The organism is Thermomicrobium sp., from assembly GCF_053493975.1.
Window position 1 is genome coordinate 60,725 of the sequence record NZ_JBRBZA010000043.1, and the last position, 18,383, is coordinate 79,107.

The following is an 18,383-nucleotide window of genomic DNA, read 5'->3' on the forward strand; positions in this document are numbered from 1 at the left end:
GATGGCAGAAAAGCGAGCTGTCGAGATCCAGGCTCGATCGGTCGATGAGGCAGTCCGACTCGCCCTCGAGCAGTTGGGTCTCCCACGCGAGCGAGTACATGTCGAGATCCTGGTGGATAACGTGCCCTACGGCGGTGAGGCCTTGGTGCGGGTCACACCGCTGGGGAGTGGCGAAGTACCACGCGGACTGGTGCGACGGCCGGATCCCCAGACGGAAGCGATCGTCAAGCAAGTCGTGCGCGAGTTGCTTCAAGCTATGGGATTTTCGTGCACCGTGCTCGCGGTAGACAATCCGTCGATCATCGAGCTCGGTCCGGATGATCCACCGACGGTGTTCATCGATATCCATGGTCCCCATGCTGGCATGTTGATCGGTAAGCGGGGAGAACATTTGGCTCAGTTTCAGTACCTGGTGAACGTGCTGGTGAACCGGCGGCTGCCGTCGTGGACGCGCGTCATCATCGATGTGGAGGGCTACCGGAGTCGGCGAGAAGAGTCGCTGATCGCGCTCGCCCACCGTGTCGCACGCCAGGTCGCTCGCACGAGACAGCCGGTGACCCTGGAACCGATGCCAGCCAACGAACGTCGGGTCATCCACGTCGCACTTCGTGACAATCCGGACGTCGAAACGCGCAGTAGCGGCGAAGGGGAACAGCGCCGCGTTACTGTCTACCCGCGTCGTTGAGTATCGTCCCGCAGGCCTTCGAAAGGGTGTCCTCTTTTGGGTGTGCAGCGCGCGCCTCACTATCTCGCCATCGGTCACGTGACGGTCGATCTCGATCCGGACACCGGTACACCACGGCTCGGTGGTACGGCCCTCTATGCAGCGTTGACGGCCGCTCGTTTCGGGCTGGAAGCCGCCATCCTGACGCGCGGAAACTATGAGACGTTCGGTGCCGACATCCGAGAGGCGCTGGCGCGGTATTCGCGCGAGGTGGCGATGATCGTGCAAGAGGCGTCTGCGCCGACCGTCTTTACCAACCGCACTGTGGCGGGGCGTCGCGAGCAGGTCGTCCACTCGTGGGCGGGTGCGATCGACTTGAGTGGGCTGCCACCGGCCTGGCGCTCCGCACCGATCATTCATCTAGCGCCGGTGGCGCAGGAGATCGACCCTCGGCAAGCGAGCCGGCTCAACCCCGAATTCCTCGGGGCAACGCCGCAGGGGTGGATGCGGCAGTGGCCGCGAGGCGGTGGACGAGTTCGCTTGATTCCGTTGCGGCTCCCACTGGAAGTGACCACTCGCGTGGACGGACTCGTTCTCAGCACGCTCGAGCATACGCTGGCTCGTGACGAGATCGAAGCCGTCGCTCAACGCGGCGTGGTCGCGATCACCCGAGGACCCGATGGGGCGACCGTGATCGATCGAGGCCGGACGTACGATATCCCCGCTTATTCGGTGCCGGTGCGCGACGACGTGGGAGCGGGTGACGTATTCGCTGCCGTCCTGTTTCTGCTGCGGGCACAGCACGAAGGAACTTTGTGGGCAGCGAAAATGGCTGCCGCGGCGGCAGCGCTGCGCATTCGCGGCATCGGACCGGATGCGGTTCCCACCCGCGACGAGGTCGAGCGCTTTCTGGAACGACTCGGTGAGCGACGGCGGTGAGTGTGCTGCTCAGGTGGACCGAGCGATCGCGGCGACGAGTGCCCCGGTCAGGCGCACGATCTCGTCGGGGCTGATCTCCAGCATGGTTCGCTCGTCACCGCCACCCCCGTAGACGAGCGGCTCGGCAAGAACAGCGGGATCGACCAGAACACGGAGGGGAACTGCGTGCCCGACCGGCGGTGTCGCACCAGCCGGGAAGCCGGTCACCGCCAGGACCTGACTGGCTGGCGCGAGCTTCAGAGGCGTACCCCCACAGGCCGCCCGCAATCGCTCGGGATCGACTCGCTGATCACCGCGCACGATCGCGAGCACGCATGTCCCGTCCGCTGTGCAAAAAAGTAACGACTTGATGATCTGGTGTCGAGCAACACCCAGCGCGCGAGCCGCCTCCTCCACTGTGCGCGTCGGCTGATCAGCAGGAAGGAGGCGTGCTCGCGCTGCTCGGCGGGACAGAAACGCGGCGAGGTCTTCTGGCGTGCGGGCAGACACGAGAGATGAACCCTTACTGGACCTCGATGATCCGCGCCATGAGCGTGCCGTTCGGTGTCTCGATCGGCACGATCTCTCCCGCGCGGTGGCCGAGCAACGCACGACCGACCGGTGACTCGTTGGATATGCGTCCAGCTGAGGGCTTCGCTTCGATCGCACCGACGATCGTGTACGTCTCGATTTCACCGTCGATCTCGATCGTGACGGTCGAGCCGACCCGGACGACGGAGCGGTCACCGTCGGTCGGTTGCTCGATCAGCTCGACACGCTTGAGGAGTTCCTCGATCTCGCGAATGCGCCCCTCGATGAAGGCCTGATCATGCTTGGCAGCGTCGTAGGCCGCGTTCTCGCGGATGTCACCGTGTTCGCGTGCTTCTTGAATGACGCGTGCGATCTCTGGTCGCCGATGCTTCACCAAGTACTCGTACTCCTGACGGAGTGCTTCCAGACCTTCTCGCGTGATCGGGATTCGTTCGCGCGCCATGCTCGTTCGACCTCCTACCGGACTCGTTCTCTGGCTACTCGATGAGCGACCCTTTCCGTATCGGACGCGGACGGTAATGATAGCGTCGTCTCGTCTGATTGGCCAAGCCGCCGTGGCGCCGGTTCGACGCGGTCGCTCGGTCAACGACGAGACGCTGGGTACGCTTCCTCTCTGCCTGGCCACGTTGCACCAGGTCCTCGGGTGCGCTGTGGTCTACTTTCCGGGGAAAGTGGGAACGGTGCACTCTGTATTGGACACCGAGTGCTCGACTCGAGAACAATGGTGAGGGTTCGCGCTGGAGGCGAGGAGGGCAATACGATGCAAGTCGAGACCTGGAACGCCGCGGAGCTGGTCGCCAAGGATATCGCACACCATCTTCACCCATTGAGCAATCTGTACCAGCTCCGGCGGGAGGGACCGCTCGTCCTCGTTCGTGGCGAGGGGGTTTGGGTCTGGGATGCCAATGGGAAGCGTTACCTTGATGGATTCGCGGGATTATGGAACGTGAATATCGGGCATGGTCGGCGCGAGTTGGCAGAAGCGGCTCGCGAGCAGATGGAGCGGGTCGCTTTCGTGCCGACGTTCTTCGGGCTCGCGAGCCCGCCGACGATCGAGCTGGCGGCGCGATTGGCCGAGCTCTTTCCGGGACCGCTCGATCATTTCCAGTTCACGTCGGGCGGTGCCGAGTCGAACGAGACCGCGATCAAGATCGCTCGGTATTACTGGTGGCTCAAGGGACAGCCTGAGCGGGTGAAGATCCTGTCGCGCCGGATGGCCTACCACGGCATCGCCATGGGGGCGTTGTCAGCGACCGGCGTGCCCTCGTACTGGGAAGGGTTCGGACCGCGCCCACCTGGGTTCATCCACCTCACCGCACCGTACAAGTACCGTTTCGGGGAAGGGCTCACCGATGAGGAGTTCGTCGCTCGCTTGGTTCAGGAATTGGAAGAGACGATCGAGCGAGAGGGACCGGAGACGATCGCAGCGTTCATCGGTGAGCCGGTCCAGGGAGCCGGCGGTGTCGTCGTTCCACCTGACGGGTATTGGCCGGCCATCGCTGCGGTACTGCGGAAATACGGAATTCTCCTGATCGTGGACGAGGTGATTACCGGGTTCGGGCGGACCGGCACGCTGTTCGGTATGCAGCAATATGGGATCCAGCCGGATATCGTGACGTTCGCCAAGGGAATCACGTCCGGCTATGTGCCACTCGGCGGCGTCGGCGTCAGCGATGAGATCGCTGAAACTTTGGCGAGTGCTGACCGTGTCTTCATGCACGGCTTCACCTATTCTGGGCATCCAGTCGCGTGCGCGGTCGCGCTGCGCAATCTCGACATTCTTCTGGCTGAAAGACTGTGGGAGAATGCCGCGGTGTCCGGTGCATACCTGCTCCAGGAGCTCAAGCGGCTGGAGGAGCGACCGTACGTGGGTGAGGTTCGCGGCAAGGGTCTCATGCTGCTCGTCGAGGTCGTTCGGGACAAGGCGAGCAAGGAAAAATTCCCACCCGAGTTCAAGCTGGGGCCGAAACTGGAGGCGGCGACGCGCCGTCGTGGGATCATCGTCCGCTGTACGCCGGACGGGATCGTGATGGCACCGCCGCTGACCATTTCGCGAGCCGAGTGTGACGTCCTCATCGAAGGAGTCGCGGCAGCCCTGAGCGACGTGCTCGAGTGACTGTCGTTGACGCTTCGTGCGGTGTTGTCTCGCGTCGAGCCTGGGTCGGCGAAAAGGCCGTGACGGCTTTGGTGCTCTGCGTTACGCTTGCGGCGGTACCGTCCATCCCAACGGTCTCGCTCGCCAGTGACGCGACGTTCGGCTGAAGCAGCGATGGGGATAACTATCGGTGGCCGGAGAACGACGGGTCGCCGGAGCGCTTCTCGACTTGGATCAGGGGTGTCGACGGTGTCGATGGCGAGTTCTGGGTTCGCGTCCTCGATCCGCTGCTCGTGATGTTGAAGGTCGGCACGGTCAGCTGGGGAGAGAGCTCGGCTAGCCTGAGTGGTCTCGGTGGCGAGGGTCGTTACTCATCCGACACGCACAAGGAGGTCAGTGATGTCCGAACTGACCCACCTCGACGAACGCGGACAGGCCCGCATGGTGGACGTCGCGGAGAAGCCGGAGACGCATCGCGTGGCCGTGGCTCGGGGCCGCGTCACGATGCGTCCGGAAACGCTTCAGCTCGTCCGCGAGGGACAGGCCGCCAAAGGTGACGTGCTCGCTGTCGCTCGAGTGGCCGGCATCATGGCGGCCAAGCGCACCGCGGAGTTGATTCCGCTCTGCCATCCGCTTCCGTTGACGAAAGTCGAAGTCGACTTGCGGACGAACGAGCAGGGCTCGTGCCTGGAGATCGAGGCACGAGTCGAAACCGTGAGTCGAACCGGTGTCGAGATGGAGGCGCTGACCGCGGTCGCCGTCACGGCGCTCACGGTCTACGACATGTTGAAGGCGGTGGATCGGGGCATGACGATCGACCGCCTTCAGCTGGTCGAGAAAGCTGGAGGACGGAGCGGGACCTGGCGACGCGAGGACGACGAGGCAGGTCAGGCGCGCTGAGCGAAAACGGGGGTCGCGCTCTCCCGCTCGGTTCGCACGACGTCCTCGGCGATGCCACCACCGACGACCCGGTCGTCGACGTAGAGGACGACTGACTGGCCGGGCGCGAGCGGAGGTGCAGGCTCGTCGAAGATGACCCAGTCTTCCTCGATACGTGCGGGAATGCGCGGCCCCTGGTAACGCAAGCGCGCATCAGCGGTCAGCACTGGCTCGTGCCACACGGGATCGGCGAGGCGAACGGCACGGGTCAAGATACGCTCGCGCGGAGCGACGCGAACCACCGCGGTTGCCGGATCGATCTCAGCGACATAGCGTCGCTCCGGCGTGGGACGTGTCCACTCGAGCCCTCGCCGCTGGCCGATCGTGACGAACGCGATGCCCGGATGGGCACCGACGACCTCGCCTCGCTCGTCGAGGAGCGGGCCGGGCCGGCTCGTTTCCGGTCGTCGCTGGGTAACGAGGCGGCCGATCCCCCCATACGTCTTGGCGAAGCAGAGATCGACCGAGGAGGGCTTCTGTGCCACGAACAATCCGGCCTCCTGGGCAATGGCGCGGACGGTCGGCTTGTCGTACTCGCCGAGCGGGAACAGCAACCGTTCCAGTTGGTCGGCCGTCAAGCGGTAAAGGACGTACGACTGGTCGCGCTGGGCATCGCGAGCCTCGGCCACACGCCAGCCACGCGGCGTCGCGACCTTGCGTACGTAATGGCCGGTAGCGACGAACCTGATACCGAGCGCTTCGGCCAAGTCGAGCAGCGCGGGAATGCGGACACGATGGTTGCAGAAGACGCAGGGATTCGGGGTTCGAGCCCGAGCGTACTCTTCGACGGTCGGTGCGACGACCTCCTGTTCGAATTCCGGTCGCAGGTCCCGCACATAGAAGGGAATACCGAGTTGGGCAGCTACCGCTCGAGCGTCGGCAGCGGCGACATCGCCGCAGCACCCACCGTCGAGACCAGGCGCCGCGTCGAAGAGACGCAAATGGATCCCGACCGGCTCCCAGCCGGCCTGCTTCAGTAAGTAGGCGGTCACCGCACTGTCGACGCCCCCAGAGAGGGCAACCAATACTCGCTCAGCCATCGTCGTTCCGACACCACTCATCCATCGCATAACCACAAAATCGTAGCATAGCAACTCGCTCCTGTGCCAATGTCCGATCGAACATTCATGCGTCGAGGAGCTAGCCGATAGTTGAACCGTACGCAGAAGATGTTTTGCTCGGTCGGTCATTCATCGATCCAGTACCGACCAGCTTCGACGCGCCGAGCGTCGCGAGTGAGGATGGTCACTGATCCGCCGCTCGACGGTTCATCGCTCCAACTGGTGCGGACCAGCAATGCACCAGGTACTGGAACCATCACGCTGGACCACGGCAAGCGGAGCGGGACGAGATGGGGTCGCAGACCTTCGATCCGCATGCCCTCGACACGCGCATCGGTCGTGATCCAGCGCTGCAATAGTGGACTCAGTCGCGGACCGAGCAGCAAGGCAGCAGCGAGTCCGAGCAGAAAGGGAAGCAAAGAAAGTTGGCGGAGAAGGAGCAGTGTCGCGAGGAAGGTAATCGCCAAGACGAGTTGGCTGGCGACGAGCGTGGTCCCGCAGCGTGGATGAATGGCGAGGCGATGCTCCCCCGCTTGCATCCGCCGTAGCCCTTCCTCGGCTGCTTCCAGGGCGAGTGACGGAGAGATCGGTCCGAAAATGAGGAAGCCGTCCGGCCGCGCTACCCCAGCCAGCTGACTCGGCCCATACCGCTCCTCGATCACGTTGATCGTCGCGTGTTCCAGGGCATGGTTGCGCCGCAACTGCCGATCGCGTACGAGGCGAGCGAGTTGCCCTGGTGCTGTCAGCAAGGTGACGAGCGAGCTCACGGTCAGCCCGACGAGCACCGTGGCCGCCAGAAGTGCGAGCACGAGCACGAGAGCAGCGGTGAACAGCACGAGCACGAGATCCCCCGGAGTGTCCGGTTCGTCATTCGAGACCAGTATGCCATAGGGAATCGGCGTCTTCTCAGTAGGGTAAAATGTTCGATAAGCGCACGGATCGACTATCGAGGTGACAGCCGAAGACATAGCCGATCTTTTACTCGAACTCGCCCATCACCTGCGACCCCGGACTCATCCTGTGGAGAAAGGTGAGCTGACTCCGGAGTAGTTCGGCTCGCTCGAGCGACTCTCGTTGCGTGGACCGTCACGCATCGGTGAGTTGGGCGGGCATCACGGTTGGCTCGTCCACTGTCGGCTGCGAGCGCCTCGGGCGAGCCGGTTTCGTGCAGCGCAAGGTGGTAGATGGCCAAGAGCGAGTGGTCGTCGCCGCGACGAGCGAGGGCCGCGAGCGGTTGGGCGCATGGCAGGCACCGCGGCGTCCCTTTTTCGTCCGGCTGCTCGAAACGCTCAGCCCTGATGAGTTGGCGACACTGTATCCCTTGCTCGCTCGCTTGCTTGCGGCTGCTGAACAGGCGAACGTGGAAGCTGATGGCCCGCGGCGAAGTCGAGAAGCTCGTCGAGCGGTTCGGTAGCATCGTCGCCGAAGAGGCGAGTTCCACCATCGAGCCGGGGGAAGCGTTCACCCTGCTCGGCCCGAGTGGTGCAGGCAAGACGACGATCCGCATTTTGCTGACGCTGCTCCCGCCGACGAGCAAAACTGTCCGGGTGGCTCGCTGTGGTGCGGCCCGCTTTTTGATCCTGTTCGTCGAATCGTCGGCTCTGTCCCGTCGCCGTGCTCAGCGGATCCCACATTGACGGAATACCAGGATCTCCTCGTCGAGAGCACGCTTCGCCGCATGCCGCGGCGCGAGCGGGAGCGCGTCATCGACGAGGTTTTGCGTCTGGTCGATCTGGAGGAAACGGCTGAACGCCCGGTTCGGACGTATTTGGAGGAGATGGTGCGACGTAGGGAAGTCGCTTAGGGGATCCTGCATCGCCCGCTGCTTCTCGTCCACGACGAGCCGACGGTCGGGGTCCGACTGCGTGCGCCGCTCGGGTTGGGACGCGCTGTTCGCCTTGCGTCGGCGGGACGGGACGGCTCTCATCTTCACGACGCATCACATGGAAGAAGCTGAATCCTACGCGGGTCGTGTGGCCAGCACGAACCGCGGTCGTGTCGTCGCCTGCGGTACGCCTGCCGAACTCGAGCAGGCTGTCCCAGGGCGACGACTTGGGACGATGTCTTTACGGCATTGACCGGTGACGTTCTCGAGTCGGGAGGAGCGTTCAGGGATACGAGACCGCTCCGCCGGCCTCTCCTGCCTTTCGACCGATTTCAGCGAACGCCTCGCCGCGGCGATCCGGCCTTTGCCGCGTCGGGATTCTTTGGTGTCCTTCGCCAGTGCCACGCTCGTCGTGGCCGAGGTGGAAGCGTGGAAGCACGGAAGCTCCGCCATGATCCTTGGGAGGTCGTGAGCCGTGCCTTGCAACCGCTTCTCTGGTTGACGGTCTTTGGACAAGCGGTGGCGCGGGCTCGACTGCTCAGTGGGCAAGACGTGGCTCCGCCCGAACGGTCATCGGCTCCTGTTCGCTTTCGCGGGTGCGCCAGCGCATTGCGCAGGGAAACGTGCGGGCGACTTCGATTCCCGTTGTCCGGATGACGCTGCTGTTGTGGGAACCGCGAGCAGCGTTCCGGCGTCAGAAGAGTGAAAGGGGTACGCCGATGCGTTGGTTACTCGTGCTGACGCTGCTCGTCCTGGTCATTTCTGCTTGTACGCGAACTGGTCGACCATCCCCGGACGTCGCGACGGCGGTTCCGCCCGAGCCCTCGGGCGGGGGCAGCGCGCGCGGCGAACGTGCTGTCGACAACGGCAGTGTGCTTGGCCGCTTCGTCGTGCGGGAAGCGGAGGTCATGCTGGCGTGCGGGGATTATCGTCGCGCTGCGGCCGAAATTCAGCAGAAGATAGGCGACTACGGTGGGTACGTGGCGGAGGCTGACATCAGCGACCTGCGCGCGCCCGGTTCACCTCAGTGGGCCTCTTTGACCGTACTCGTACCAGAGCAACGATTGCAGGCCTTTCTGTCCGAGCTCGCTGCAGTGGCCGGGGTCGAACGAGTGGCGAGCCAGCGTCTCCTCTCGCGCGACGTGACCGAAGAGACGATCGATCTCGCTGCCCGGCGACGCGCATTGGAGGCGACCGAGCAGCGCATGCTCGACCTTCTGAACCGAGCCGAAACGATCGATGAGGTGTTGCGTGTCGAGCAGGAACTCGCTCGGGTCCGTACCGAGCTCGAGCAGCTCGCCGAGCGGGCGCGCTCTCTGGAGCGGCGAACGATCTATGCGGTGGTTCGTATTCGCTTGGTACCGACCACGGAAGCGACTGAGCCAAGCCTCGGTCAGACGGCCCAACATGCCTGGGAGACGTCACTGGCACTCTTGCGCACGGTCCTCCGGGCGACGGTCTGGATCAGTGTGGCGTTGTGGTGGATCTGGGGCATCCTGATCGTCGCTTTTCTGGGTCTCCTCGTCTTCTGGCGCGGGCGAGCGGCCAGATGCAGAACGGTTGCACCCGAATGAAGGAGAGCAGGCTGATCTGGTCGGATGGCGGACAGGCAGCACGCACTGCAGATGTTGTCGAGCTCTTGCAGCAGGTCAGCACAGCGGCCATCTGGACGAAACTCGCTCGGCGTGGTTTCCGTAACCAGTATCTCTACGAGGTCCGGCCACTGCGGCCGGACGGCCGGACACGCGCGTCGTCGGACGGGCTCGGACGCTCAGGTACCTTCCAGCCCGAGACGATCCGCCTAGCGGGACTGGAGCGAGACCCGCGACGCAATCCCCAGCGTGTGGAAATCGAATCGATCGAACCAGGGGATGTGCTGGTCATCGAGGCACGCGGAGAGACCGGTGCGGGTGTGTCGGGAGACATGCTCGCCGCTCGCGTGCTGGCTCGTGGTGGTTTCGGCATGGTGACTGATGGTGCTTTCCGCGATACACCGGGGCTGGGCGCACCAGGAGAGTTCGCCGAGGCGCACGGTCAGCAGGCGAGACTTTCCCCGAGCTCGCATGTCCCGATCACCGACGAGGTGCCGATCCCGTGCACGCGCACGACGGAGCTTCCAGTTGACAAGATCGTGGAGGATGAGGAGGGTGCAGTCGTCGTGCCGCGTCAGCTCGTGGCAGAGGTGGCGCTCGCGGCAGCCGAGCGAGAGACGCTCGAGACCTTTCTGCTCCAGCGTATCCGCGATGGTATACCGCTTTGGGGAAGCTACCTGCCGGACGAGGCGACCCGTCGAGTGGTGGAGCCCACGCGAACGCGCCTGAAACTCACGGTCTGGTCAGAAGAGCCACTGCAGCGAGTGCGTAGGCGCGTGCGCAGTCGACAAGTTCGTCCAGACTGACCCACTCGTCTGGCTGGTGCGCGAGACGCGGATCGCCTGGCCCATAGATGAGCGTGGGATAACCTCGGGCAGCGAAGAAGCGGCCATCCGTCCCCATGCTGAAACCGGTCAGCGTCGTATCGAGTCCGAGATAGGCATTGATGGCGGTCATCGTGCGGACGAGAGGCGAGTCTTCCGGCTGGAGGATCGCTGGGCGGCCAGGCCACTCGGGGGCTGCTTCGACGACGACACGGAGTCCGGGGATTCCCTCGAGTGCGCGCAGAGCGACTTCGCGCACCTCAGCGACCGCATCCTCAGGCTGCTCGCCGGGAATCAAGCGGCGATCGATGTAGATCGAGCAGCGGTCCGGAACGACGTTCGTCTTCACGCCACCTTGGATCAAGCTGATCGTGGCCGATGCGGGAGCGAAGTAGGGGTGCCGGCGTGCAGCGAGGCGCGGCCACAATTCATGCTGGAACGCTGTGATGACCCGTGCCATGCCCTCGATGGCATTGACTCCCTCCCAGGGCAGCGCGCCGTGCGCCGTGCGACCGAACACCGTCACGCGGATACCAACGCCCCCGCGCTCGCCGATGCAGAGACGATTGGCCGTCGGCTCGGCGACGAGCACGTAATCAGGGCGGAGATCATCGCGTTCGGCGATGCGTTTGGCGCCGAGCTGACCGCCAACTTCCTCGTCGGCAACCTCGGTGACGAGGAGCGTGCCGCGGAGTTCGATTCCCGCGCGGGCGATGGCAGCTGCCGCAGCGAGTTGGGCAGCGACACCGCCCTTGATATCACAGCTTCCCCTCCCATACAACTTGTCATCCCGGACCAGTCCGGCAAACGGCGGTACGGTCCACGCAGTCTCCTCGCCGATGGGAACGACGTCGAGGTGAGAATTCCACAACAGGACCGGCGGGGCTCCGGAACCGTAGCGGGCGATCAGGTTCGGTTTCGTAGGCTCGGCTGCGTCGAACTCGATCGCGAAGCCGGCTCGCTCGAGGAAGCGAGCGCACAGTTCGGCTGCTTCCCGCACGTCGCCAGGCGGGTTCACGGTAGGAATACGCACGAGTCGGCTGGCCAGATCGATGAGTTCATCCCGGTCGATATTGCTCAACACGATCTCGGCAATCTTTGGGTCGAAAGGCGTATCGTTCATGATTCGCTCGTCTCCCGACTCGAACTTCCGCGAGATACGATCGACACTATGCTATGCTCGGCGAGAGAGAGAACGGCGTCAAGATGCGGATGGGAGCGAGGTTCGAGCGAATCATGGACAGTGGAACGGCTGCGGTCGAAGCGGTACTCGCCGGGGTCCGCGGTATCGCCTTCGATATGGACGGCGTGTTGTACCGTGGCGAGCATGTCTTGCCGGGAGCTGTGGAGCTCGTCGCCGAACTCCAGCGTCGTGGTATCGGCTTTGCGATGGTGACGAACAACTCGACGCGGACACCGGAAGAGTACGCGGCGAAGTTGGCCAGACTCGGCATGGACGTTGCCGCAGAGCAGATCGTGACGTCGGGAATCGCCACACGCGACTGGATGCGTCTGCGCTACCGACCTGGCACGCGCGTCTATGTCTTGGGTATGCCGGCATTGGAACAAGCGATCCTCGGCGCGGGGTACTTTGCCGCGGCTGGGCGTGACGCCGACGTCGTGGTGAGCGGAGCAGATTTCACCCTGACCTACGAGAAACTCAAGATCGCCACCTTGGCGATCCGCGATGGTGCAGACTGGATCGCGACGAACGCGGATCGTACCTTTCCTTCCGAGGAGGGACTGATTCCCGGCTCTGGTGCGATCGTGGCGGCGCTGCAGGCAGCGACGGATCGGACGCCGCTCGTGATCGGTAAGCCCGAGCCGGCTATGTTGTTGCGTGCTGCCGACGTCCTGGGCCTGTCACCGCGCGAACTCCTCGTCATCGGTGATCGATTGGATACCGATGTCCTGGCAGGCAAGCGGGCCGGTGCGCGAACCGCTCTGGTGCTCACGGGAGTGAGTACACGGGAAGATCTCGCCGCGACCGAATGGCTTCCCGATCTCGTTTTGAGCGATTTGCGTGAACTACTCGCGGCGGTACGGAGCCTTCCATGGTGAAAGAGGTCGGCCGGTACCGGGTCGATGATCCTCGGACGATTCAAGGCCGGGACGACGTGTCGCCGTGCGGGTGGCATCTCGGCTCCCTCCGGTTGCGGTTCGCATTGCAAGCCCTCTCGGGGATAAGTGGTCGAGTCTTGGTTCCCGGCTGTGGAGCGGGACGCTACGTGCGGGCGCTTCACCGGGAGCGGCCGGATCTCTGGGTGGTCGGCGGTGATCTCAGTCGCCGGGCGATCCGCGAGGCGCGCGAGCGAGATCCGAACGGGCCGTATGTCGTCCTCGATGCTTGTCGTCTTCCCTTCCGTTCCGGAAGCTTCGACGCTGTCGTGTTTCTGGATGTATTGGAGCATGTACCGGATCCAGCGAGGATGATCGCCGAGTGTGCGCGTGTTTTGCGCCCAGGTGGTGTGTTGCATGCGTTCGTCCCTTTGGAAGCACAGCCAGCGACGATCTATTGGTGGCTGCGAGCCAGCCAGCGTTGGCCGATCCTTCGCTGGAAACGCGACCACGTCGGGCATATCCAGCACTTTTCCGATCTGGACATCATACGCTTGTTGGGTCGTATCGGTCTCGAAATCCAATTCCTGCGCTACAGTTTTCATCTCGTCGGTCAGCTGCACGATCTGATCGACTATTGGCAGCGGGAGCGCGTGGCGGGTGCGCCTGGCTGGCTCCCCGTTCCGGTCGTGCGACTCCTGAGTCGTCTCGTTTTCCTGCTGACGTGGCGGCTCGCGGCGGTAGAAGATCTGCTTTGCCGGAGGCGTACTCTTGCTGCTGGGCTGCACGTCACAGCAGCAAAGCCGACGATGATGGCGCGCAGTCGGGCTGGTGACGCACAGGTGGTCCGCAAAGCGGCGCCGTGAGGAGGTTCGCGTGGACTGGGGTCCGATCATCGATGGGCACAGCGATTTCGTGCTCTCTCTCCTCGAGACCGGTCGAGACTTTCTCGTCGAAAGTCATGAGGGGCATGTCGATCTGCCGCGTGCCCAACGTGGCCGCCTGGGTGCGATGCTCAGCGCTATCTTCGTTCGCAACGAATTTCTCCCGGCGCAAGCGTTGGCGAGAACGATGCGCGGCGTGGATCGCCTACGAACGACGGTCGCTCGCTCTCGTGGTGCGATGGAAATCGTGACCGACGTCGACCAACTCGAGCGGTGCTTGGATCGAGGCGTTTTCGGCGCGATTCTGCACTTCGAGGGTGCAGAGGCGATCGATCCCGAGTTCGCGGTTCTCCGACTGAGCTACGACCTGGGCTTGCGTTCGCTCGGACTCACGTGGAGTCGTCCGAACATCTTCGCCGAGGGTGTCGGTCCAGAGAACCGCGGCAGTGGGCTCACCACGCTGGGGCGCGCGTTGGTGCGTGCTTGTAACGAAATGGGAATCTTGATCGATGTTTCGCATCTCAACGATGCTGGCTTCTGGGACGTCCTGCAAGAATCGACGCGACCGGTGGTCGCGAGCCACAGCAATTGTCGCGCTCTCTGTGCGGTGGAACGCAATCTGACCGATGACCAAATCCGAGCCCTGGCTGAGAAAGGCGGCCTGGTGGGGATCAACTTCCACGTCGGGTTCATCCGCGAAGGGGCCGAGCGGCCCAGCGATGTGACGCTGGACGATGTGATCGCGCATATCGACCACATCGTCCAGCTCGTCGGGGTCGATCACGTCGGATTCGGCTCGGATTTCGATGGTGCCACAATGCCCGCTGAACTCGCGGATGCCGCTCAGCTGCCTCGGCTGGTCGAGGCGCTGGCACGGCACGGCTACGACGAGCATGCGCTCCGCAAAATCTGCCGCGACAACTGGCTGCGCGTATTCCGTGCCGTGTGGCGATCGTAGCACATCATCGCTCGGCGATGTTCAGATCTCGGTCACGAGTTCGAGCGATTTTTCCGCCGCCAAGCGCTGAACCATCGTGATGAAGCGATCGATCGACATCGAGCCGATGTTCTCGTTGGTCCGCAACCGAACGGCCAGGCTCTCCTCGTTCACCTCACGATCGCCGACGACGAGCATGTAGGGGATCTTCTGGAGCTGAGCGCGACGGATTTTGGCTTGCATCCGCTCGTCCCCGTCGTCCACCTCGACGCGGAGTCCGGCGTCGCGCAGGCGATCGCGGACCCGATAGGCGTAGGGAAGGTGTCGATCGGCGATCGGGATGATGGTCGCCTGGACGGGTGCCAGCCAAACCGGGAACGCACCAGCGAAGTGCTCGATCAGGATACCGATGAAGCGCTCCAGGGAACCGTAAATCACGCGGTGGATGACGACCGGGGTCTTCTCCGTTCCATCGCGGTCCGTGTACGTGCAGCCGAAGCGACGAGGCAGCTGGAAGTCGAGCTGGATGGTTCCGGTCTGCCACTGGCGACCGAGGGCGTCCTCCATGAGGATATCGATCTTCGGCCCGTAGAAGGCGCCTTCTCCTGCACCGATGAGATAATTCCCAGGACCAGCATGGCGATCGAGGATCCGTTGCAGCGCTGCTTCTGCTTTGTCCCAGGTCTCGAGATCGCCCATGAAGTCGGCAGGGCGCGTACCGAGTCGGAGCGTATAGCGAAGACCGAAGATCCCGTAGAACAGCTGGGCGATTTCCAAAATTCGAGCGAATTCCTCCTCGATCTGGTCCTCGGTGACGAAGATATGCGCGTCGTCTTGCTGGAACTTGCGCACGCGGAGAAGGCCGTGCAGTGTGCCGGAGCGCTCGTAACGGTGGAGGATGTCGCAGTCGGAGAGTCGGAGGGGTAGATCGCGGTAGCTACGCTTCTTCAGGTTATAGACGATCATCGCATTGGGGCAGTTCATCGGCTTGACACCGTAGGTAAGGTGCTCATCGAGCTGGATGACGAACATGTTCTCGCGATAGTGATCCCAGTGCCCGGAAATCTCCCACAAACTCTTGTCATTGATGAGTGGTGCCGCGATCTCCTGATACCCGCGCTTCTCGTGCTCCTGCCGCCAGAAATCGAGCAAAAGGTTCAAAATCTTCAATCCTTTGGGCAACCAGTATGGCATTCCCGGAGCAGTCGGATCGAAGTGAAAAAGTTCCAGCTCGCGACCGAGGCGGCGGTGGTCGCGGCGCTCAGCTTCTTCGAGGCGATGCAGATAGGCTTCCAATTGCTCGCGCGTTGGCCAGGAAGTTCCGTAGATGCGTTGCAGTTGCGGACGTCGTTCGTCTCCCCGCCAATAGGCACCCGAGACGCGCAACAACTTGAAGAAGCCGATCTGCGATGTATCCCCCACGTGCGGCCCGCGGCACAGGTCGGTGAAGCCGTCGTGCGTGTAGGTCGTGATCACTTCGTCGGGTGGGAACTCAGCGAGCAGTTCCAGCTTGTAGGGTTGATCGCGGAAGAGTTCGTAGGCTTCCTCCCGAGTGACGACACGCCGGACGAACGGATAAGCCGCTGCTTTGATCTCTTCCATCCGGCGCTCGATGCGCTCGAGATCTTCGGGCGTCAAGGGACGCGGCAAGTCGAAATCGTAATAAAAACCGTCAGCGATCGCTGGTCCGATACCCAGCTTGGCGCCCGGAAAGAGTTCGAGCACGGCTTGCGCCATGACGTGAGCGCAGGAGTGCCGCATGCGGGCGAGGTCGAGTTCGTGCTCGCTCTCGGGTGCGATTGCGAGATCCATCTCCTTGGTCAGATCGCTCATCGCTCGTTCCTCCCTCGTGATGCGGTCCACGAACCGGAACGGCCTGCCGTCCGTCGGGACGACAGGCCGAGCCTGACGCGGTTCCACCCAACTTTCCGCTGGCCTTTCCAGCCAACGGCTCTCGGGATGCCCGATAACGGGGGCTCCGGGACCGGCTACGCATCGTCGCCGGACCAGCTCGCGGGCGGTGCGCGCGATCACTGGAACCTAGCCGGGCTTCCAGCCACTGGCCCGGCCTCTCTGGAGGCCAGTGACCGCCGCTTGTCCCGGTCGTCGCCTTTTCTTTCTGGAATGGTAGTCCCCGTCGGCAGCATCGTCAACGAGAGCGGATGTGGGGGAAGGCGGTGCGAAGGTGAAATGACGGAGGAATTCGGAGGGGAAGCGTGCCCGAAAATGATGAACCCCTCGCCGTAGGCGAGGGATCCGGGGTGGGCGGTAGTAGACTCGAACTACTGACCTCCACGATGTCAACGTGGCGCTCTAACCGGCTGAGCTAACCGCCCCTCTTCTGAGTCCCAGTATAGCGGCTGAGCCGACATCTGGCAAGGGTCGACTGCGACCTCAGTGCCCGAGCACTCGCACGATCTCTGCCCTTGGCCGCCAGACAATCTCGACCTGCGCGAAGCGGCGGATGAGCTTCCGCGCTCGATCATACAGTCGCCTGAGCTCAGGGTTTCGCACGCGATAGCGCCCGGTGAGCTGTTCCGCCATGAGTTTGCTGTCGGTGACGACACTCAGCGAGAGCCGCTCCGGCGACCAGCCCCGCTCGAAGGTATGCGCCAGGGCCGCCTCCAGCGCCGCGATCAGCGTCTGATACTCCGCTTGATTGCTCGTGACCTTCTGCCCGAACTCGAGCTGCACCGTGCGCTCGTAGCCCTCGACGTCACGCAGTCGGAAGCTGCCGTAGCCTTGACCCGGATTACCCTGTGAGCCGCCATCGACGAGCAGGATAAGATCGGCAGTCGACTCGGAACCCCCTGTCCCGGTGTCCATCACTGTGGACGTACCCGAATTGTCAACACTTTCCAGACTCCACACGAGAGCTCGCTCCGGGGAGGTCGGCCAGTCAGCGCCTCGCTTCCGCTCGTCCCGCTCAACTCGCAGCCGTCTGGCGGGCTTTGGTCTGAGCGATCACCTGCTCGGCGAGATGTGGTGGTACTGGCTGGTAATGACTAAACTCGACAGTAAAGGTACCGCGGCCCTGAGTCAGCGACCGCAGGTCGGTCGCATATCGTTGCAACTCGGCAGCGGGCACCAGCGCTTCGACCGTGGTCATTCCGCCTCCTGCAGGCGTCATTCCCTGCACCTGCGCGCGCTTCCCATTTAGATCGCTCATCACGTCACCGGTAAACTGATCGGGCACCGTGACCCGCAGCCGCATCACCGGTTCGAGTAAGATCGGCTTCGCCTGGAGTGCCCCTTTCTTGAAGGCCTGAGCCGCCGCGATCTTGAACGACATCTCCGACGAGTCCACCGAGTGGTACGACCCGTCGACAAGCGTCACCTTGACGTTGACGACCGGATAGCCGGCGAGCACTCCCTCCTCCATCGCCTCCCGGACACCCTTCTCCACCGCTGGGATGAACTGCTTTGGAACGACCCCACCAACGATGGTCTCTTGAAACTCGAAGTGGGCATCCGGCAACGGCTCCAGGTCGAGGAAGACGTGCCCATACTGGCCGTGACCACCGGTCTGTTTCTTGTGTTTGTACTCGACCCGGCGCACCGGTACCGAGATCGTCTCCCGGTACGGGATGCGCGGCAACCCGAACTCCACGTTGACTCCGAACTTTCGCGACATGCGCTCCAGCGCGATCTGGACGTGCGACTCCCCCAGGCCGGCGATGAGCGTCTCACCCGTCTGCGGCTCTCGTGACACGTGCAGTGTCGGATCCTCCTCCAAGAGACGCTGCAGAGCGGATCCCATCTTGTCGAGGTCACTCTTGGTCTTGGGCGCGACGGCCACTGTGTACGCGGGCGCTGGAAACCGGATACCGGGCAACACCACCGGCCGAGATGGATCACAAAGCGTCTCCCCGGTATGCGCGTGTTGCAGCTTGGCCACAGCGCCGATGTCACCGGCCGGGATCTGACCAATGGGAATCTGTTCCTTGCCCCGGACGATGAACAGTTGGCCGATCCGCTCCGTCTCCCCGCGCGAAGCGACCAGCACGTGGGAGTCCGAGCGCATGGTGCCGGAG

General features: G+C 63.4%; 21 protein-coding genes and 1 tRNA gene. 13 read left to right on the forward strand and 9 right to left on the reverse strand.

Going from position 1 to position 18,383, the window contains the following annotated elements; genetic code table 11:
- The first annotated feature begins 1 nt into the window (after position 1).
- Both jag and ACWIVK_RS07770 read left to right on the forward strand, forming a co-directional pair.
- Entirely contained in the window at positions 2-685 is a 684-nt protein-coding gene (gene jag, locus ACWIVK_RS07765) for an RNA-binding cell elongation regulator Jag/EloR (protein WP_448576075.1), read from the forward strand.
- 42 nt (positions 686-727) lie between these two features.
- Positions 728-1,603, forward strand: a complete 876-nt coding sequence (locus ACWIVK_RS07770; protein ID WP_448576076.1) for a PfkB family carbohydrate kinase — start codon at positions 728-730, stop codon at positions 1,601-1,603.
- A gap of 9 nt (positions 1,604-1,612) precedes the next feature.
- On the opposite strand, the gene ACWIVK_RS07775 is transcribed toward ACWIVK_RS07770, so the two are convergent.
- Positions 1,613-2,092, reverse strand: a complete 480-nt coding sequence (locus ACWIVK_RS07775; RefSeq protein WP_448576077.1) for an aminoacyl-tRNA deacylase — start codon at positions 2,090-2,092, stop codon at positions 1,613-1,615.
- A 13-nt stretch (positions 2,093-2,105) separates the two neighbouring features.
- Positions 2,106-2,576: a transcription elongation factor GreA gene (greA, locus tag ACWIVK_RS07780; RefSeq protein ID WP_015922034.1), complete on the reverse strand. Its 471-nt coding sequence runs from the start codon at positions 2,574-2,576 to the stop codon at positions 2,106-2,108.
- Between the two features lie 318 nt (positions 2,577-2,894).
- Here greA and ACWIVK_RS07785 point away from each other — a divergent pair, with 318 nt between their 5' ends.
- On the forward strand, positions 2,895-4,250 hold the full coding sequence (locus ACWIVK_RS07785) for an aminotransferase family protein (protein WP_448576078.1): 1,356 nt from the start codon (positions 2,895-2,897) through the stop codon (positions 4,248-4,250).
- Between the two features lie 378 nt (positions 4,251-4,628).
- A complete protein-coding gene (gene moaC / locus ACWIVK_RS07790; protein ID WP_448576079.1) occupies positions 4,629-5,129 on the forward strand; it encodes a cyclic pyranopterin monophosphate synthase MoaC in 501 nt (166 codons plus the stop codon).
- Here the strand turns inward: moaC and mnmA are convergent.
- Both mnmA and ACWIVK_RS07800 read right to left on the reverse strand, forming a co-directional pair.
- Positions 5,117-6,208, reverse strand: coding sequence for a tRNA 2-thiouridine(34) synthase MnmA (mnmA, locus tag ACWIVK_RS07795; RefSeq protein ID WP_448576080.1), 1,092 nt, complete (start codon positions 6,206-6,208; stop codon positions 5,117-5,119). The two genes, moaC and mnmA, sit on opposite strands and share 13 nt — an antisense overlap.
- A gap of 146 nt (positions 6,209-6,354) precedes the next feature.
- The gene (locus ACWIVK_RS07800; protein WP_448576081.1) at positions 6,355-7,197 is read right to left on the reverse strand and encodes a DUF6391 domain-containing protein; all 843 of its coding nucleotides are present in this window, start codon (positions 7,195-7,197) and stop codon (positions 6,355-6,357) included.
- A gap of 197 nt (positions 7,198-7,394) precedes the next feature.
- On the opposite strand from ACWIVK_RS07800, the gene ACWIVK_RS07805 reads away from it, so the two are divergent.
- From ACWIVK_RS07805 to ACWIVK_RS07830, 6 genes are all read left to right on the forward strand, one after another.
- Positions 7,395-7,643 (forward strand): hypothetical protein, encoded by a 249-nt coding sequence (locus ACWIVK_RS07805; protein WP_448576082.1) that lies wholly within the window; start codon positions 7,395-7,397, stop codon positions 7,641-7,643.
- Positions 7,600-7,866, forward strand: coding sequence for an ATP-binding cassette domain-containing protein (locus ACWIVK_RS07810; RefSeq protein ID WP_448576083.1), 267 nt, complete (start codon positions 7,600-7,602; stop codon positions 7,864-7,866). Before ACWIVK_RS07805 ends, ACWIVK_RS07810 begins: the two co-directional genes overlap by 44 nt.
- On the forward strand, positions 7,863-8,033 hold the full coding sequence (locus tag ACWIVK_RS07815; RefSeq protein ID WP_448576084.1) for a hypothetical protein: 171 nt from the start codon (positions 7,863-7,865) through the stop codon (positions 8,031-8,033). The genes ACWIVK_RS07810 and ACWIVK_RS07815 overlap by 4 nt, the downstream gene beginning before the upstream one ends.
- Before the next feature lie 61 nt (positions 8,034-8,094).
- Positions 8,095-8,307, forward strand: a complete 213-nt coding sequence (locus ACWIVK_RS07820) for a hypothetical protein (RefSeq protein ID WP_448576085.1) — start codon at positions 8,095-8,097, stop codon at positions 8,305-8,307.
- Between the two features lie 466 nt (positions 8,308-8,773).
- A complete protein-coding gene (locus tag ACWIVK_RS07825) occupies positions 8,774-9,628 on the forward strand; it encodes a DUF4349 domain-containing protein (protein ID WP_448576086.1) in 855 nt (284 codons plus the stop codon).
- Positions 9,625-10,452, forward strand: coding sequence for an RraA family protein (locus ACWIVK_RS07830; RefSeq protein WP_448576087.1), 828 nt, complete (start codon positions 9,625-9,627; stop codon positions 10,450-10,452). The genes ACWIVK_RS07825 and ACWIVK_RS07830 overlap by 4 nt, the downstream gene beginning before the upstream one ends.
- Here the strand turns inward: ACWIVK_RS07830 and ACWIVK_RS07835 are convergent.
- Positions 10,379-11,593 (reverse strand): M20 family metallopeptidase, encoded by a 1,215-nt coding sequence (locus tag ACWIVK_RS07835; protein WP_448576088.1) that lies wholly within the window; start codon positions 11,591-11,593, stop codon positions 10,379-10,381. The genes ACWIVK_RS07830 and ACWIVK_RS07835 overlap by 74 nt on opposite strands.
- Before the next feature lie 113 nt (positions 11,594-11,706).
- On the opposite strand from ACWIVK_RS07835, the gene ACWIVK_RS07840 reads away from it, so the two are divergent.
- From ACWIVK_RS07840 to ACWIVK_RS07850, 3 genes are read left to right on the forward strand one after another with little or no spacing between them, the layout of a single operon-like run.
- On the forward strand, positions 11,707-12,531 hold the full coding sequence (locus ACWIVK_RS07840; protein WP_448576089.1) for an HAD-IIA family hydrolase: 825 nt from the start codon (positions 11,707-11,709) through the stop codon (positions 12,529-12,531).
- A complete protein-coding gene (locus tag ACWIVK_RS07845) occupies positions 12,525-13,394 on the forward strand; it encodes a class I SAM-dependent methyltransferase (protein ID WP_448576090.1) in 870 nt (289 codons plus the stop codon). The genes ACWIVK_RS07840 and ACWIVK_RS07845 overlap by 7 nt, the downstream gene beginning before the upstream one ends.
- A gap of 10 nt (positions 13,395-13,404) precedes the next feature.
- On the forward strand, positions 13,405-14,370 hold the full coding sequence (locus ACWIVK_RS07850) for a dipeptidase (protein ID WP_448576091.1): 966 nt from the start codon (positions 13,405-13,407) through the stop codon (positions 14,368-14,370).
- 21 nt (positions 14,371-14,391) lie between these two features.
- Here the strand turns inward: ACWIVK_RS07850 and thrS are convergent, their stop codons facing one another.
- From thrS to ACWIVK_RS07870, 4 genes are all read right to left on the reverse strand, one after another.
- Positions 14,392-16,182, reverse strand: a complete 1,791-nt coding sequence (gene thrS, locus ACWIVK_RS07855) for a threonine--tRNA ligase (protein ID WP_448576092.1) — start codon at positions 16,180-16,182, stop codon at positions 14,392-14,394.
- Positions 16,183-16,611: 429 nt separating this feature from the next.
- Positions 16,612-16,685: transfer RNA gene (locus ACWIVK_RS07860), tRNA-Val, on the reverse strand.
- Positions 16,686-16,743: 58 nt separating this feature from the next.
- Positions 16,744-17,220 carry a reverse transcriptase-like protein gene (locus ACWIVK_RS07865; RefSeq protein WP_448576093.1) on the reverse strand — a complete coding sequence of 159 codons (477 nt, stop codon included), beginning with the start codon at positions 17,218-17,220 and terminating at the stop codon, positions 16,744-16,746.
- A 55-nt stretch (positions 17,221-17,275) separates the two neighbouring features.
- On the reverse strand, positions 17,276-18,383 hold a 1,108-nt coding region (locus ACWIVK_RS07870), incomplete at its 5' end, for an elongation factor G (RefSeq protein WP_448576094.1).